19 protein-coding genes are annotated in these 18078 nt (G+C 27.5%); all 19 read left to right on the forward strand.

Going from position 1 to position 18078, the window contains the following annotated elements; translation table 4 throughout:
• The first annotated feature begins 7 nt into the window (after positions 1-7).
• Positions 8-1921 (forward strand): ATP-dependent zinc metalloprotease FtsH, encoded by a 1914-nt coding sequence (gene ftsH, locus STURON_RS00070; protein WP_075047875.1) that lies wholly within the window; start codon positions 8-10, stop codon positions 1919-1921.
• Positions 1922-1961: 40 nt separating this feature from the next.
• Entirely contained in the window at positions 1962-2822 is an 861-nt protein-coding gene (locus STURON_RS00075; protein ID WP_075047876.1) for an Hsp33 family molecular chaperone HslO, read from the forward strand.
• 46 nt (positions 2823-2868) lie between these two features.
• Positions 2869-3759, forward strand: coding sequence for an ABC transporter ATP-binding protein (locus tag STURON_RS00080; protein ID WP_075047877.1), 891 nt, complete (start codon positions 2869-2871; stop codon positions 3757-3759).
• 73 nt (positions 3760-3832) lie between these two features.
• Positions 3833-4147 (forward strand): DUF1904 family protein, encoded by a 315-nt coding sequence (locus STURON_RS00085; RefSeq protein WP_075047878.1) that lies wholly within the window; start codon positions 3833-3835, stop codon positions 4145-4147.
• On the forward strand, positions 4147-5112 hold the full coding sequence (dusB, locus tag STURON_RS00090; protein ID WP_075047879.1) for a tRNA dihydrouridine synthase DusB: 966 nt from the start codon (positions 4147-4149) through the stop codon (positions 5110-5112). Before STURON_RS00085 ends, dusB begins: the two co-directional genes overlap by 1 nt.
• A 17-nt stretch (positions 5113-5129) precedes the next feature.
• Entirely contained in the window at positions 5130-6644 is a 1515-nt protein-coding gene (lysS, locus tag STURON_RS00095) for a lysine--tRNA ligase (protein WP_075047880.1), read from the forward strand.
• The gene (locus STURON_RS00100) at positions 6644-7648 is read left to right on the forward strand and encodes a class-II aminoacyl-tRNA synthetase family protein (protein WP_075047881.1); all 1005 of its coding nucleotides are present in this window, start codon (positions 6644-6646) and stop codon (positions 7646-7648) included. The genes lysS and STURON_RS00100 overlap by 1 nt, the downstream gene beginning before the upstream one ends.
• 11 nt (positions 7649-7659) lie before the next feature.
• Entirely contained in the window at positions 7660-8280 is a 621-nt protein-coding gene (locus STURON_RS00105; protein WP_075047882.1) for a 2-C-methyl-D-erythritol 4-phosphate cytidylyltransferase, read from the forward strand.
• A gap of 21 nt (positions 8281-8301) precedes the next feature.
• On the forward strand, positions 8302-8649 hold the full coding sequence (locus STURON_RS00110; RefSeq protein WP_075047883.1) for a hypothetical protein: 348 nt from the start codon (positions 8302-8304) through the stop codon (positions 8647-8649).
• A 100-nt stretch (positions 8650-8749) separates the two neighbouring features.
• Positions 8750-9214, forward strand: a complete 465-nt coding sequence (rpsF, locus tag STURON_RS00115; protein ID WP_075047884.1) for a 30S ribosomal protein S6 — start codon at positions 8750-8752, stop codon at positions 9212-9214.
• A 12-nt stretch (positions 9215-9226) separates the two neighbouring features.
• Positions 9227-9682 carry a single-stranded DNA-binding protein gene (locus tag STURON_RS00120; protein ID WP_075047885.1) on the forward strand — a complete coding sequence of 152 codons (456 nt, stop codon included), beginning with the start codon at positions 9227-9229 and terminating at the stop codon, positions 9680-9682.
• A 10-nt stretch (positions 9683-9692) separates the two neighbouring features.
• Positions 9693-9920: a 30S ribosomal protein S18 gene (rpsR, locus tag STURON_RS00125; RefSeq protein WP_082236149.1), complete on the forward strand. Its 228-nt coding sequence runs from the start codon at positions 9693-9695 to the stop codon at positions 9918-9920.
• 57 nt (positions 9921-9977) lie between these two features.
• Entirely contained in the window at positions 9978-10424 is a 447-nt protein-coding gene (gene rplI / locus STURON_RS00130; protein WP_075047887.1) for a 50S ribosomal protein L9, read from the forward strand.
• Entirely contained in the window at positions 10425-11774 is a 1350-nt protein-coding gene (gene dnaB, locus STURON_RS00135; protein ID WP_075047888.1) for a replicative DNA helicase, read from the forward strand. It begins immediately after the preceding gene.
• Positions 11775-11792: 18 nt separating this feature from the next.
• Positions 11793-13175 carry a hypothetical protein gene (locus STURON_RS00140; protein ID WP_075047889.1) on the forward strand — a complete coding sequence of 461 codons (1383 nt, stop codon included), beginning with the start codon at positions 11793-11795 and terminating at the stop codon, positions 13173-13175.
• Between the two features lie 69 nt (positions 13176-13244).
• Entirely contained in the window at positions 13245-15152 is a 1908-nt protein-coding gene (locus STURON_RS00145; protein ID WP_075047890.1) for a hypothetical protein, read from the forward strand.
• An 8-nt stretch (positions 15153-15160) separates the two neighbouring features.
• Positions 15161-15826, forward strand: coding sequence for a uracil-DNA glycosylase (locus STURON_RS00150; RefSeq protein WP_075047891.1), 666 nt, complete (start codon positions 15161-15163; stop codon positions 15824-15826).
• 9 nt (positions 15827-15835) lie between these two features.
• Positions 15836-16735 (forward strand): ECF transporter S component, encoded by a 900-nt coding sequence (locus tag STURON_RS00155; RefSeq protein WP_075047892.1) that lies wholly within the window; start codon positions 15836-15838, stop codon positions 16733-16735.
• Between the two features lie 11 nt (positions 16736-16746).
• A complete protein-coding gene (gene cysS, locus STURON_RS00160) occupies positions 16747-18078 on the forward strand; it encodes a cysteine--tRNA ligase (protein WP_075047893.1) in 1332 nt (443 codons plus the stop codon).

Below are 18078 nucleotides of genomic sequence, written 5' to 3' on the forward strand. Positions count from 1 at the left end.
GAGTTTAATGAAAAATAAAAAAACTTTATGAATTATTATTATTACATTACTTCTTTTGGTTGTTCTTGGATTTGCAATATACAGTTTTATAGCAGGTTCAGCTGAGAAACTATCATATCAGCAATTCCAAGACTTACTTAGTCAAAATAAAATTGTGACAAGTTCTCTAGAAGAAAAAATTTATAACGGTGTTCATGTTATTTCTGGGGTGTATGAAAAAAATGGCTCACCTCATAGATTTGTTGTAGGTATAAACAACCAACAATATGATTATTTGCTAAATAATCCTATGTTTAGAGACATTGTTAGTCAGATTGTAACAAACCAAGAAATAACTTCACCAATCTGAACATTAGCACAGTCATTATTACCAGTTTTAATTATGGTTGGTGTCTATGTTTGAATCTTTAGTGCTATGTCTAAAGGTGGAATGGGCGGTGGAATCCTTGGAGGAAAATCATCAAGACCAAGACAAATTAAATCAGATGTTAAGTTTTCTGATGTAGCAGGTATAAATGAAGAAAAAACTGAGTTAGTAGAATTAGTAGATTACTTAAGAAACCCAAATAAATATGCAATGATGGGTGCTAGGGTACCAAAAGGTGTTCTTATGGAAGGTCCACCAGGAACTGGTAAAACATTATTAGCAAAAGCAGTTGCCGGAGAGGCAAATGTTGCATTTTTTACAATGGCAGGTTCAGAATTCGAAGAAATGTTTGTAGGTTTAGGAGCAAGCAGGGTTAGGGACTTGTTTGGTGATGCCAAAAAAGCTGCACCATGCATCATATTCATTGATGAGATTGATGCTGTCGGTAGAAAAAGAAATACAGCAATGGGTTCTGCTACAAATGAACAAACTCTAAACCAATTACTTGTTGAAATGGATGGTTTTGGTTCAAACTCAGGTGTCATAGTAATGGCTGCAACAAATAGAGTTGATGTTTTAGATCCAGCTTTATTAAGACCTGGGCGTTTTGATAGAATTATACAAATTTCACTTCCAGATATTCGTGAAAGAGAAGCTATACTAAAACTCCATGCAAGAAACAAATCTGTTTCACCAGAAATTGATTGAAAACGTGTAGCTGAAAGAACACCAGGTTTTTCAGGGGCACAGTTAGAAAATGTTCTTAATGAAGCAGCAATTTTAGTTGTCCGTAATAAAAGAAAGATGATAACTTTAAGTGACATTGATGAAGCTATTGATAGAGTTGTCGGAGGTCCGGCTAAAAAATCAAGAGCAATGACTATACAAGATAAAAAAGTAGTTTCATATCACGAGGCTGGTCATGCATTAATAGGTTTAAAATTAGACTCTGCTTCAAAAGTACAAAAAGTGACAATTATTCCTAGAGGTAATGCTGGAGGTTACACAATAATGACTCCTAAGGATGAATCTAACTTCTCATCTAAAGAAGATCTTTTTGCCTCAATAGCAGGATATCTTGGTGGTAGGGCTGCTGAAGAAATTATGTTCGGTAAAGATAAGATTACAACTGGAGCACATGATGATCTAGATAAAGCTACTAATATTGCAAGAAGAATGGTTACTCAATTCGGAATGTCTTCACTTGGTCTTACAAAATACCTTACTATGCAAGAAGAATCATATGGTCAAACCAAAGGGGTATATTCTGATGAAGTAGCATATAAAATTGATATAGAAATTAATACTATATTAGATAATTGCTATAAAATTGCACACGATATAATCAGTAAGAATTTAGAAACTTTAGAACTAATTGCAGAATCATTACGTGTATTAGAAACAATAACTGCAGAACAAATTGAATATATTAATAAGTACAATAAACTTCCAAACGAAGTAATTCTTGAAAAAGAACGTATGGAAAAAGAAGAAAAGAAAAAAAATGCTGGTGAAATTTTAGAGTTCGAACCAGATGAGGATGAAAAAAAATAGCATTAATCTGCTATTTTTTTTAAAGAAAGGAATTTAAATAATGGATTTACAAATAAGAGCTATAAGCAACAATAGAAGTGTAAAAATATCTATAGTAGATATAACAGAGGGTTTAAAAGAAATATCAAGTTTGCAAAAACTAGATAAGGTTGCAACCGAGGCTATAGGTAAAACAATTATAAACACAAGTTTAATAAGTTTATCAATAAAAGATGGCTCAAAAGTAGTTACAAATATTAATGGAATGGGTTATTTAGGCTCAATAATAGCCGAGTTTGACAATAATAAATTTAGAGGTTATGTTCAGAACAAAACAGTTGACTTGACAAAAATTCAAGAAAGTAAAGACAGTCTACTTTCTCAATCAGTTGGTAAAAATGGCTTTTTACAAGTTTCAAGATATGAAAAAAATTTAGTTGAACCTTACACATCACGAGTGGAAATAGTTTCAGGAGAAATAAATCTAGACTTTATGTATTATTTACAAAAAAGTGATCAAATTAATTCTTTGATAACTTCAAGCGTTATTTTTGAGGACAATAACCTTAAAAAAGCCTGCGGGATTATGATTCAAATGTTACCAAATTTTAAAAATGAAGATATTGATTTCATAGAAGAAAAATTAGGAACATTGAGCCATCTTTTAGATACTCTTGAAAAGTCAACAAATTACGATGCTTTAATTAAAGATATCGCAGAAGACGCAAAAATTTTGGAAAGTAAAGAAATTAAGTTTCAATGTAGTTGTTCACTAGAGAAAGTTCTCTCTTCTATAAAACTATTAGATAAGGAAGAACTTGAGAAAGCAATTAGGGATGGTGAAGTAATTGAAGTAGTGTGTGATTTTTGCACTAAACAATATAACATATCACCTAAGGAAGTTGAAAAATTAATTGAATAGTGTGTTAAAATTTAGTTAGTGTACTTTTATAATAAGGGAGATTAATATGAACGAAAATGTTAGAGAATTTACGATAGTTGAAAAACCTGTTTTTAATGAAAACGATGAATTTAAAGAACTTAAGCAAAAAGTAAAATTTCAAAAACAAACAACATCTAAATATTCTAAAAGAATATTAACAGGAAATATTATTTCTACAACTGGTAATAAACCAGATACTAATAAGTATGTTATTGAACTTTATAATGTTAAAAAATGATACCAAACAGGTGATGTATTAACACCAGTTTTAAGAGGTGTAGATCTTAAAATTGAAAAAGGAAAGTTCATTGTAATATTAGGACCCTCTGGTTCAGGTAAAACAACACTATTAAACACAATCTCAGGGCTTGACAAAACTTCTGAGGGTGATGTTTTTGTATTAGGAAGTAATTTATCACTTCTTAAGGATTCACATTTAACAAAATTTAGACGTGAGAATGTAGGATTTATTTTTCAACAATATAATTTACTTTCTAATTTAACTGCTAAGGAAAATGCTGAGGTTGGAGAAAATCTAAGTAAAAGAAAAGATAATAAAATGTCTTTGGTTGACATATTTAAGACTATTGGAATGGAAGATCAAATGAATAAATACCCCCATCAGATGTCTGGTGGTCAACAACAAAGGGTTTCTATTGCAAGAGCACTTGCAAAAAATCCTGAAATTCTATTTGGTGATGAACCAACAGGAGCTCTTGATGAAGAAATGGGTAGAAGAGTTTTGGAAATACTTGTTGATATAAAAAATAAGTATAGAACTACTGTAATAATTGTTACACATAATCCAAATATTAGTGAAATAGGAGATACAGTAATACATGTTAAAAATGGTTTAATAGATAATATTAAACAAAACATGAATCCAAAAAAACCAACAGATATTGATTGATCATAAAATAGTACTTTTAAGTACTTTTTTATTTGCTTAATAAATAAGTATATAATAAAAATAAGAGACGGAGGTAATTATGCCAATATTTACATTTAGAGGAGAAAACCTTGATAAAGTAAAAGAATATCATAATAAAATAGGAGAATTAGCATTATTAGTTAATGCAAAAGTAGAAAATTTTGTATTTATGTTTGAACCTATAAACCTTATTACTAATGAGAGAGACTTTAATGTTCTTTATGTTACAGTTGAATGATTAGGTAGACCGCTTAAACAAGAGGTTGTTGCAAACCATTTACAAGAGTTTTTTGGCAAGCACTATTCAAGAATATATTTAAAATTTACTGAAATAAATAACTTTATGTATTTGAATGGTTCTTTAATAGGTTAATGAAAATTAAAAATATTGAGATAAATGGAAAACTCTTTCTTGGCCCTATGGCAGGAACTACTAATAGTGCATTTAGAACCATATGTCGTGAAAAAGGAGCTTCTTTAGTTTATGCAGAAATGGTGAGCATGGAAGGGCTTATTCATAATAATAAAAAAACAAAAGATATGATATATGTTTCTAAGATTGAAAAACCTACTTCATTACAAATATTTGGTTATGATGTAAATTCATTCGTTGAAGGAACTAAAATTGTAGATTTATATTCGGATTGCGATATTATAGACATTAATATGGGTTGTCCAGCTCCCAAAGTTGCATTAAGAAGCCAAGCTGGAGCAAACCTTCTTAATTATCCCGAAAGAGTCGGAGAAGTTATAAAAGCAGTTGTTCAAAATACAAATAAACCTGTTACAGTTAAGATGAGAATAGGTTGAGATGAAGAAAATAAAAATGTAGTTGAACTTGCTAAAATTGCAGAATTAAATGGTGCTAGTGCAATTGCTGTTCATGGAAGGACAAGAAACCAATTCTATAAAGGTAATGCCGACTGAAGTTGAATAAAGAAAGTTAAAGAAAATGTAAATATTCCAATAATTGGTAATGGTGATGTTGTAGATGGACCTTCAGCAAAAAAAATGTTTAAAGAAACTAATTGCGATGCGATAATGATTTCAAGGGCAGCACAAGGCAACCCATGAATATTTAAAGAAATAGATTATTACTTAAAAACAAATAATTTTTTGGATAAACCAGATTTAAATGAATGGAAAGAAACAATTATAAGGCATGCAAAATTATTAATAGAAGAAATTAATGAAGAAAAAGCAATGCGTGAGATGAGAAAACAATTAGTTTGATACATTAAATCTTATATTAAAAGCCCTAATTATAAATCAATGCAAGAAAAGGCAGTTTATATAAATACTTATGAAGATTTAGTTAATGTATTAAATTTATATTAATTTGAGAGGTTAAAAAAATGAAAAACAATTTTGATAGAAATTTTAGTGAACAGGAGTTAGTAAGAAGAAAAAAATTAGAGAGTTTAATCAATTCTGGCAAAGACCCTTATGTTGAAAATAATTATGATAGAACCCACATGATATTAAACATAATTGAGGAATTTGATAATTTTTCTAAAGAAGATCTTGTAAAAATAAGTGCTGGTAATATAATAAGCACTGCAGGTAGAATTAGATTATTTAGAGAAGCCGGTAAAAAAGCTATATTTGCTAACATTCAAGATCAGGACGCTTTAATACAACTTTATGTAAGAGAAGATGAAATAGGTGAAGAAAATTTTATTCACTTTAAGGATTTAGACCTAGGTGATATCATTGGTGTAAAAGGAATAATGATGAAAACAGACCATGGAGAACTAACTATAAGAGTAAAGGAATATACACTTTTAACTAAAGCTTTAAAACCTTTACCAGATAAATATGCAGGTATAACTGATATAGAAGAAAAATATAGAAGAAGATATGTTGATTTAATAGTTAACCCAGAAACTAAAGAAGTTTTTAAAAAAAGAAGCAAAGTTATTAGAACTATTCAATCTGTTTTGGATGAAAAAGGTTATATGGAAGTTGAAACACCAATTCTTCATCTTATAAAAGCTGGAGGAGATGCAAAACCATTTGTTACTCATTATAATGCTTTAGATACTAACTTTTATTTAAGAATAGCAACAGAACTGCATTTAAAAAGATGTATAGTTGGTGGATTTGAGGGTGTCTATGAAATCGGAAGATTGTTTAGAAATGAGGGTATGAGTACTCGTCACAATCCTGAGTTTACTTCAATTGAAATATATGTTGCATATAAAGAATTAAATTTTTTAATGAATATTTGTGAAGAGATTTTTAGAACTTGTGCATTAAAAGTAAATGGTACTACAAAAGTTAACTACGCAGGTATTGATTTTGACTTTTCTAAGCCTTTCAAAAGATGACACATGGTAGATGCTATTAAAGAAGTTTGTGGCGTTGATTTTTGAAAAAAAATGACATATGATGAAGCAAAAAAATTGGCTGATACTCATAAATTAAAATACGAAAAGTATCATTTCTCTGTAGGTCATATAATAAACCTATTCTTCGAACACTATGTAGAAGACAAAATAATTGAACCGACTTTTATAATTGGCCACCCTAAGGAAATTTCACCTTTGTCTAAACTTAATAAAGATGACAATAGGTTTACAGATAGATTTGAATTATTTATAAATAAAAGAGAATATGCTAATGCTTTTGCTGAACTAAATAATCCTATTGATCAATATGAAAGATTCTTAGATCAAATAAAACAAGCAGAGGCTGGTGATGAAGAGGCATCAGAATTAGATATTGATTTTATTGAAGCACTGGAGTATGGAATGCCTCCAACTGCCGGAATTGGAATTGGAATTGATAGGCTTGTTATGTTGCTAACTAATTCTGACTCTATAAAAGATGTTTTATTATTCCCACAATTAAGACCTAGAGGTAATTAATGAAATATGGAATTGTTCTTGGGTATGTCTCAAAATTAAATTTTAAAGAAACATTAAAAGCTATTGAGTTAATAAAAGATAGCTTGTTTTTTGATGTTCGTTCAAAATTTAAGCTAATTGCAGTTGATAGCACAATAGTAACAGATAAAAAAGAATGATTAAATGATGATTTCCAACAAACTAAAAGACCAATAGATTTTGATATAACTGAATTCAAAGACTTTGGTGAAATAATGTTATCAAATAATAAATGAAGAAGAAAAATTATTTCAAAAATTGAACACTTGGAATTAAAAAAAGGAATTATATCAAAATTTACAACAATTGATAGAGATACAAAAGCAAGCAATACTAGTTCTGTTATTTATGAAGAGTTAGGGATAGAAATTGTTTCTAAAGAAATTGATATGAAGTTTTTAGATAAAACATTAATAGATATTTATACTCTAATTTACAATGTTGATAAAAAAGTGAGTAGTGAATTTAAGATATTAAAAACCTCACATTTCTCTAAAACTTTAACATTTGTTACTTATACTAAATTACGTGAACTATATCCATTATTAACTTTTAAAGAAAGAATTAATAAATTTGCTAAGGAAAATGGTAGCTTTGTTTTGAAAGATTATGTTGAAAAAATTATCAACCACAAAAGTATGAATAACTTTTCAGAAGACGTTTTTAATTTTAAAACATACTCAAAATTGTATGTTTATAATCATGAGTGTGAAAAAGCAATGTCATTAGGGTATGCTTCATACCAAGTTGATAGAGAAGTTTTAAGAACACAAAACCTTTTACTAAAAGAAAATTATAAAAATAATACAAATTATAACTTTTTAATAAAAGCAAACAAATTACCAATTACATTAAGTGCTGGAATATTTGTAAATAGAGTTACGATGACAATTACAGAGAAACAACATATTGCTGAAGTACACTCTTCAATATGATCAAACGAATTTATTGAATATTGTAACTCTAATAAAATAAAAATACTATAATAAGGAGTTTTATGTTTACTGTAATAATAGTTGCAAATGGTGGTTCAGAAAGATTTGGAGATGAGAACAAATTACTAACAAAAATTGATGGTGATTTTCTTATTAACAAAACAATAAATGCTTTTAAAAAAATTAATGAGTTTGATCAAATCATTTTAGTTTCTAATGATGAAGTTTTTAATGTTATTGATAAAAATCTAATTACTTATGTAAAAGGTGGAAAAACAAGGTCCTTATCAGTAATGGAAGGTCTTAAATTAGTTAAAAATAATTATGTTATGATTCATGATGGGGCAAGACCATTCATATCTAAAAAACTTGTGGAAAAAATAATGTACTATCAACTTAAATTTGATGCAGTGGTTCCTACTTTACCAATAACTAGCTGTTTAAAAAAAATGGTAAATAAGAAAATTACTACAATGAATAGAGAAATTTATTTTACAACTCAAACTCCTCAGTCTTTTAAAACAGAACTAATCAAAAATGCTTATAATTGCTTAGATGAAAATTGATTAGATGATATCCAAGCTGTTGAAAAAATTAAAGGTATAAAAATAAAAACTATTAACGGAGATGAAAAGAATAAAAAAATAACCTTCAAAGAAGATATTTTTAATTATTTGGTATAATCACATTATAAGGAGTTTTTTATGAGACCAGATGGAATTTCTAAAGCCGGGGCTATAGTTTCAATTGTATTTGCTGGATTAATTATATTTGTTTCAATATTATGTGCTTTGGCTTTTGGCATAACTGCAATCGCAGCATCTAGTGCACAAGAAAACAAAAACGGTTATTCAGGTGCAACTGCAGCTGTAGCTTCAACAGTTATTATTGTGTTTTTTATTATTTATGCCTCTATTCAAATACCTACAATAGTTCTTTGTAGTTTAATGTTAAAAGGTAAATTGAAATCAAATATCGCTCCAGGAGTTGTAGCATTAATTCTCTCAGGACTAATTGGGGGAATATTAATATTATGTGGAAAAATGGAATAATTATTCTATTTTTTTTATTAAATAATATATAATAAAAAAGCGAGTTAATTTAAAATTAACTCCTTGCCTTTTTTTAGGCCAATAGACCAAAAGGAGAAACATGATTAGAAAGTATGAAATTATGTACATTGTTGACAAAGATGTTGATGATGTAAAACAAGTTGAAAAAAAATTAAATGATATTTTAACTGCTAATTCAGGTAAAATCTTAGAATCTGAAAATTGAGGTTTAAAGGATTTTGCATATGAAATAAATAAAAAGAAAAAAGGACATTATATTGTTTTAATTGTTGAAACAGATTCAACAAATATAGCAGAGTTTGAACGTATATCAAGAATTGATAAAAATGTAGTTAGATATTTAGTGATAAATACTGAAAATGAAAAAAATTATATTCAATCAACTAAGTATGCTAAAACAGATATGTCTAAATATAAGGAAGAAAGAAAACCAAATAGACCATATGAAAGAAGATTTAAAAAAGACGATAATTTTGTAGAAAAAAAAGAAGCAAAAGAAGAAGCAAAAGAATCTAATGTAGAAAAAGTAGAACCAAAAGCTTAGAAGGTGTAAATAATGAATTCTGTAAATTTAATTGGAAGAATAACAAAAGACCCAGAATTAAGAACTTCAAAAGACAATAGAGCTTTTGTTGCTTTTACACTTGCTGTAAACGAATTTTATGGTGGAAAGCAATTTACTCAGTTTGTTCCTTGTTTTGCATGAGAAAAAACTGCGGAGAACATGGCAAAGTTCATCAAAAAAGGTGGACAGTTATCTGTTGAAGGTTCATTAAATGTTAGGCAAGAAAATGTTAATGGACAATATCAACAAAATGTCTTTGTAAGAGCTAATAGAGTTCAGTTTTTATCAAGTAATAACCAAGAAGTAGCACAAAACCAAGAAAGATATTCAAACTTTACAAGTCAAGGCAATGTTTCCTTACAACAATCAAATGAACCATTGAACTTTGATATTGCAGAAGATGATAAAAACCAAGTAGATGATGACTCAATTTTATGAGATGATTAAAGGAGAATAAATAATGGTAAAAAAATTTGTAAGAAGAAAAAAAGTTAACTTTTTTGCAAAAAACAAAATTGATTATATTGATTATAAAGATGTTGATTTATTAAAAAAATTCATATCTATTAACGGACAAATCCTACCAAGAAGGGTTACAGGTACTTCACCTAAACACCAAAGAATGCTTGCAGTTGCAATCAAAAGATCTAGAACAATGGGTTTACTACCATTTATAGTTCAATAATTTAAATACACCCAATATAGGGTGTTTTTTATTTGTTATAATAATTTTGGTGATTAAATGAAAGTTATATTATTAGAAAATTTAAAAAACTATGGGAAAAAAAATGATGTTGTTGAGGTGTCTGATGGTTATGCTAAAAACTATTTAATACCTAAAAAACTTGCAAAAGTTGCATCAAAAAATGAATTAGGTCATTTAAATGTAATTAAAAACAAAGAACAAGAATATCAAAAATTAGAAAACGAAAAAATTACTAAAATTATTGAATATATAAAAGATATAACATTGAAATTTACTTTAAAACTAAATGATAATAAAGCATTTGGGACTGTTTCTTTAAACCAAATAGTTGATGTTTTAAGTAAAAGTTATAATTTAGACATAGATAAAAAAAAGTTCGAGAAACATGAAGTTTTAAATAAAGTTGGATTATATTATTTAAAAATAAAATTGGCAAAGGATAGAATTGCAACATTAAAGGTTGAAATAGAAGGTAAAAATTAGATGATTGAAAGTAACAAAAAAGGTAGTAACATTGCTTTGATTGATGCAGAAAAGACTGTTTTAGCTATAGCGATGCACTCTCCAAAAGCTTGTTTTGAAATTATGAGTCAATTACAAAAAGAAGATTTCTTTATTCATGAACATAGTTTAGTATTTAATGCTATTAATGATTTATCAACTGATAGTAAAAATATAACTCTTACAAATCTAATTGACAAACTGGAATCATCAAACAAATTAAAAGAAGTCGGGGGAATTGAATATTTGTCAAACATACTTAGCTTTTTTGTTACTGATGAAGGTTTTGAAGATTATGTTGAACTTGTATTTAAAAACTCAATAGGTAGACGTTTAGATAGAGAACTTGAAAATATTAAAAAGTTAAGAGAGACAAACACCCCAATTGAAGAAGTGTTTTTATTAACTCAGCAAAGAATATTAGACATAAAAACTGATATACATAAAGATGAAGCTACAGAAATAAAAGAAACTATAATTCAAGTAATTAAAAAAATTGAACAATTAGAGAAAAACGGTGATTTAATTAATGGTGTTCCATCTGGTTTCTCGGAGCTAGATCAAATGACTAACGGTTGACAAAATGGAGATTTTATAATTTTAGCAGCTAGACCTTCAATGGGGAAAACTGCATTTGCATTAAATTTAGCATTGAATGCAGCTTTGTATAATAAAGGAGTAGCATTTTTTTCACTTGAGATGCCTAAGGAACAACTTGTTCAAAGAATATTAAGCGCAAAATCTAAGGTTAGTTCTTCTACTTTAAAAACTGCTCAGGGAATAACACCTGAGTTATGAAAACGAATTTTTGCAAGTGGTGAAGAAATTAAAAATATGAATATTATTATAGATGACTCACCTGGTTTAAATGTTTTACAGTTACAATCTAAATTAAGAAAAATGAAAAGAGATTTCAATATTGACATATGTATAATTGATTATCTTCAATTAATTTCATCAATTTCAACGAGATTTGAAAGTAGACAAAATGAAGTAGCTGCAATCTCAAGACAATTAAAAAAAATTGCCAGAGAATTAGATATGCCAATAATATGCTTGTCTCAATTATCTAGAAGAGTTGAGACAAGAGAACAAAAAGTACCTATAATGTCTGATCTTAGGGACAGTGGAGCTATTGAACAGGATGCAGACATTATAATGTTTTTATATAGGGAAGCATACTATGACAATAAGGATATTGTTTATGACAATTCTAGTCAAACTGATGAAACTGATGTTATAATTTCAAAGCATAGAAATGGACCTACTGGTACAATAAAAATAAATTTTATGAGAGATTATGGAAAGTTCCAAGATCAAATAAAAAAATAATTATTACAAGGAGAAAATATGAAAAAACTATTATCAATAATGACTTCTATATTAGTAAGTTCTTCAACAGCTTTATCAACTATTTCTTGTGGCTCTGCTCCAACTGATAGTCTTGATATACTTGTAGCAGGAGAAAAAGAATATGAACTTAATTGAAGAGGTGAAGATAAAAAAATTGAAGCATTTGATTTATTTTCAAATGATAAAAATAAACTCTTAACTAACCTAACTATACAAATCTTAGAGGCTATAACTTACAAAGACAGTAAGTACCAAAATGCAGACAAAAGAGAAAAAGAAAAAAAATTTTTAGGGGACTCAGGACTAGGAATGTCATTAGACTATATATTGAATGATTCTTATAATGGAAAAAAAGCAAACTTAGAGTTTAATGATGACACTACTAAAAATGAATTTATAGAAGATTACACAAAATCATCTAAAAATACAAGATTTAAATCATTTAATTATGATGTAAAAGATGTAAAACTTGATGATTTAAACTTATCAGCAAAGCTTAATGATGAAAAAAACGTGACAACATTCAATGGCTCAAATACTTTTGGCGTTGCATTAAAAAAAGAGTATAACGAAAATGGAGAATTAGATTCATCTAGTGAACTTATAAATGAAGAAGGTTTTTTTGTAGAACCAAGACAAAAAAGTTTAAAAAATTATTATGATTTAACATGAGAGAAATATGTACCTAAATTATTTGAAAATGATAAAGCTAATTATTTTTCTGAATACAAAGATAAAAAAGTTTTTGCAATGTCATCAGATGATGCTGATAGTTTTTATGACACATTAACATCAAACATTACTGTAGAGTCTAAAAAACTTGTTGAAGGCACTGATAAAAAAACATTTAACTTAATCCATAAACAATTGGAAGACAAGGCCGACAAAACAGAAATTGGTTTTTTGATGCCATCAGAATTCTCATTTAAGGAAAGCAATATAAATTCAAGTTTGTCAGATTTCTCTGAAGAAGCATATGATATTTCAAATGGTGCTAAACTTTTCAAACAAAAAGAAGGTAATGATATACAAGCACAAGACTCAAAAGAAACAAAAGATAGAACATTTGTATATACAAGTACAGAAAAAATGCCTGATGTTGTCTTGGATTTTTTAGTACCAGACAATCAAAACGACAAAAGCTATGAAATAAGAATCAAAGGGATGAATAATTTGGTTGTTGGTCTATCACTAGCTAACTTTAAAATTAGTGAAGTTAAAGATGATAGCAAAGGTAAAACAAGAACTGATCAGATTTATTATTGATATGAACCAACAATATATCAATTTTCAAAAAACAGTTTTTTCAAAATAGGGTCTGAAAATATGTTTAACTCTTTAGAGGTTGAAAATGTTGAGATTATTATAAGTAAAAAGTAAATATTAGAAACTCAAACTATTATTTACTTTTTTTTATGAGATAATTATAATTATTTAAGGTGTATGCAGATGAATTATTATATTAGATTTGAAAATAATTATTTTAGCGTTGTGGATTTTAATAGTAACAATGTAATAGCATCTTTTATTAATGAAGAAGATGCTCATAGGTTCATTCAATCTGTTACTCAATTTTTTAATCCAATGTTTAATATGTTTAATTCATCTTTTAATCCAATGTTAAATAGTCCATTTAGCACTTTTCAGCCAATTCCAGAATTGGGGTTTGGATTCATGCCAACATACTATACTAATAACTTTTCTAATAATTATAGATCTTTTTTACCTATGTTCACTGACTATGCACCTCAATTAATACCTTTAAACTCATTTAATCAAATACCAACCCCACTTCAAAATAACTTAGTAGCTAATCAACCAAACAATTACCAACAACCAAACAATTACCAACAACCCAATAATTACCAACAACCCAATAATTACCAACAACCCAATAGTTACCAACAACCCAATAGTTACCAACAACCCAATAGTTACCAACAACCCAATAATTACCAACAACCAAACAATTACCAACAACCAAACAATTACCAACAACCAAACAATTACCAACAACCCAATAGTTACCAACAACCCATAGATTTCTCAGATTATAACCAGTATCAAAAATGAAATTCACAACCTCAACAAAGACGAATTAATAATAACAAATTAGATCAGTTTAAAAACAGATATGAAAATTTAAGCCAAATCAAAAACAACCCTTATGAAGATTTAGTAGATGAATATTACAAGGAAAGTTCTAATAATTTAGTACCTAAAAAACAAAGTAAATTTCTTACAAATAAAAAGAACAAGCGAGATGAAATTTTAAATAGAAATCCAATAACAGAAGAAATGCTTAAATTTGATATCTCTCCAAAAGACCCTATTATATTTAATGATGAGACTTTATCAATTGATGATACAGTTTTTAACGAAGATAAAACTGGTGCTATTGTTAAAGATTTTGAACCTGATTTGTATTTTAATAATACTGATGATGATAGTTTAGGAGAATTGTCAGCCTACAAGGACATAAATCCTGAAAAGGCAAAAAAAAAAGAACAAGAAAGTCTCGAAAACCAGGAAAACAATAAAAAAATAGACTCATTAACGAATTCTCAATTTAATACTAATGAAGAGGAAGATAATAAAGAATCTTTAAAAGATAGGATTGAAGAAATACTCAAAAAAGACAAAACTATAAATGCGCAAAAAATTGATTTTAACAATGAAGTCATTCAATCTGAACCTAAGGATTCTTTGAATTATAAAAAAGATGTTTTAGAAGACACTACTATTAATAATATTGTAAATGAAGGCTATGAAGTAGTCGATGAGATAATTGAAGACCCTTCTTATTTAAATGAGGATTCACTTATAATAAATCAGCCAACTAATATGCAAAGTATAGAAAAAGCTGATGATATTAAAGAAAATTATACTAAAACTAATATTGAACAAGTTAGTGAAACTAATGTTGAACAAGATACATATGTCAAAAATGAAACACCAAATGTTATAGATTATGGTCCTATTGAAGATGATTTTAATAGTGATGTAGTTATCAATAACAAAAGCATGAACACTCAGTCAATTTTAAGTACCGATGAATACTTAAAGCTTATTGATTTAGAAGGAAAAAGTCAACCAATAGTAAATCAAAAAATGGATAAAACAAAGTCTATAACTAGTTTATATGAAGATAATCTTGTTACAGCAACCGGTATGATCTCTAAAAATGATGACATTATTGATTTAGGTCCAGTCCAAGAAGAAGATGAGATATTTTCAACTCCTAGAAGAGATGCAGAATTAGAAGATTATGAAAATTTTGCAGTATCAAAAAAAGAAAAAAAAATATTGAAACGCATTGAAAAAAAAGAACAAAAATCAAAGAAAAAGAAAGTTTAATTTAGTTAATGGAATGAAAAAAATATATTAATAAAGATTGATTAGATGTTTTTGAACAATTAAACATAAATGAACAAATAAATACTGTATGGACAAAGATTAACGATTTTGATAAAACAACCCCAAAAAAAAATTACATATTTAATTTATTTAATCATATACATATTGATGATATAAAAGTTGTTATAATTGGTCAGGACCCATATCACGACATTAATCAAGCTGATGGTATTGCTTTTAGTACATTTGAAAATAATAAAACTCCAAAAAGTTTACAAAATATTTTTAAAGAATTAAAAAGGGACTTAAATATTGACCATAGCAAAAATAATAGTTTGTTAGGTTGAGTAAAACAAGGTGTGTTTTTGATTAATACTTGCTTGACAGTTGAGTTACATAAACCGAACTCTCATTCTAAGATGGGCTGACAAAATATAGTTTTAGATATACTTAATTATATAAATAAAAAAAATAAAAATATTATTTATTGTTTATGAGGTAATTCAGCAAAAAATATATATAATAATTTTAAGAAAAAAAATGGTAATGTTATTATGACTACTCATCCATCGCCATTTAGTTATTATAAAGGTTTTTATGAAAGTGATGTATTTTCAAAAATCAACCTTTTATTAGAAGAAAGAAAAATGAAAGTTATAGACTGAAGTTTATAAGGGGTATTTATGGAAAAGATAAGTAACTGACTTTTAGATGGCAACAATCTTGCTTATGCAATGTCAGGTTTAATCGGAGCATTCATTTTAGCCTATTTTGTTTATAATACTTTTTCTTTTGTTGTTCTTAAAGAAAGGTATCATGGTATAAGATTTACAACAAAAAATATTGCATATATAACAATGTTTACAGCAATAAATGTAAGTGTAACTGTTGTTATTTCATTGACAATACCAATTACAGTATTCCCTCCTATAAGAATTGCATTTGAAGGAGTTATGGTTAAAATTACAGGATTTATTTTTGGTCCAATTATTGGGGTTTTGGTAGCTTTAATTACAGAGGTACTTGTCATGATATTTGTACCATCATTTATACACCCAGCCTTTATAATAGTCGTTATCTCATTTGGGTTTATTGCAGGTATTGGTTCTAGTTTATTAAGACTTGGAAAAGGATATAATTGAGCTAATATGCTTTTAATTAATTTATTCTTTATATTATTTTCAGTCTTTATATTAGTAATAATTGATTATTTCACTGGAGAAATTAATATTTTCGGTATAAAAGTTACCAAGGAAGTTTACAAATGATTCTTTGCAGGATCCACATTGACCTGTTTGTTTTTTGTTTGAGTTGTTTATTTTTCTTTACTTTATAAGAAAAATACTAAATCACTTCACGTTCTTTTACCAATAATATTATTTGCTTCTGCATCTGAGTACCTTTCTACATCGATTATATCGGCATGGGGTGATGCTGGATTTTTAGGAATTGATGGTTCAAAAGGTTATAGTGCAATGCTTATAAGTAGATTAGTCCAAGCACCACTTAAAATATTGTTTAATGCCACAGTGCTTTACTTTACATACAAAGCTGTACACCCACTAATTAAAAGAGATAGATAAGGATTTTATTAATGAAAATTTTCGATTCATTTACGGGTAGTTTAAAAAATATTGACACTAAAAATATAACTATGTATACTTGTGGACCTACGGTTTATGATTATATTCACATAGGCAATGCACGTCCCTTAATATTAGCAGATACTTTAGTTAGGTTTTTTAAATATCTAAATATTAATTATAATTATTTATTAAACATAACTGACATTGATGACAAAATAATTAATAAGGCGTTGTCTTTAAAAATATCAGAAGAAGAGCTTGTTGAAAAATATAGGAATGCTTTTCTTGTAGACATGAAAAACCTTAATTTAGTTCCACCAACATCTATTATTTCAATATCATCAAAAATTGATGAAATTATTTTTTTTATAGACGATTTATTAGAAAAAAAATTTGCATATATAGTAGATGGAAGTGTTTATTTTGATATATCAAAATTTAAATCTGAGTATGGAAATCTATCAAAACAAGATGTTTCAAAATTATTGGCTGGTGTTAGAATTGATTTGGAAGAAAACAAAAAAAACCCAGGAGATTTCGTTTTGTGAAAAAAAACCGATACTGGTAAGAAATGATTATCAAAGTGAAGCCTTGGCAGACCAGGTTGACACACTGAATGTGCACTTTTAATTGATAATTATTTTAAAAAAACAATCGATATACATATTGGTGGTATTGATTTAAAATTCCCCCATCACGAAAATGAACGAATACAGTTCTTAGCTAAAAATAATATAGAAATTTCAAAAAATTGAATGCATAATGGTCATTTAGCTCTAGAAAATGTTAAAATGTCTAAGTCATTAGGTAATATAATTACCGTTAAGGATTTTTTAAGCGACTATGACGCCAATACTTTAAAGTATATATTTTTGACATCAAGTTACAGGCAACCATTAAATATTACAGAACAACACATAAAACAAGCAGAAGATTGAAATGAAAAAATATATAAATTATTAAAAACGCTTAATTGAAAATTAGCAATTAAAGAAGTACTGGAAGATTTTAAAACTCCAATTGATGATGACTTTATTCCATATAACTTTGAAGAAAAGTTTATAAATTATATGTCAGATGATTTAAACACACCTATGGTGATTACTCTAATAGATGAAATAATCAAATATTTAAATAAACAAATTAAAAATGGAAAAGTTGATTTATGTTTTTCACATTTGAAAAGTTTATTGAAATGTTTAGGCTTTAAGTATGATATAAAAGAAATTAATGAAAATGACATAAAAAATTTAATGGAATGAAAAGGCGCACAAGAAATAAAAAATTATCCTTTAGCTGATAGTTTAAGGAAAAAATTAATAGAAAGAAATATTATATAA

The sequence above is a fragment of the Spiroplasma turonicum genome (assembly GCF_001262715.1).
GTDB classification, from domain to species: Bacteria; Bacillota_I; Bacilli_A; order Mycoplasmatales; family Mycoplasmataceae; genus Spiroplasma_A; species Spiroplasma_A turonicum.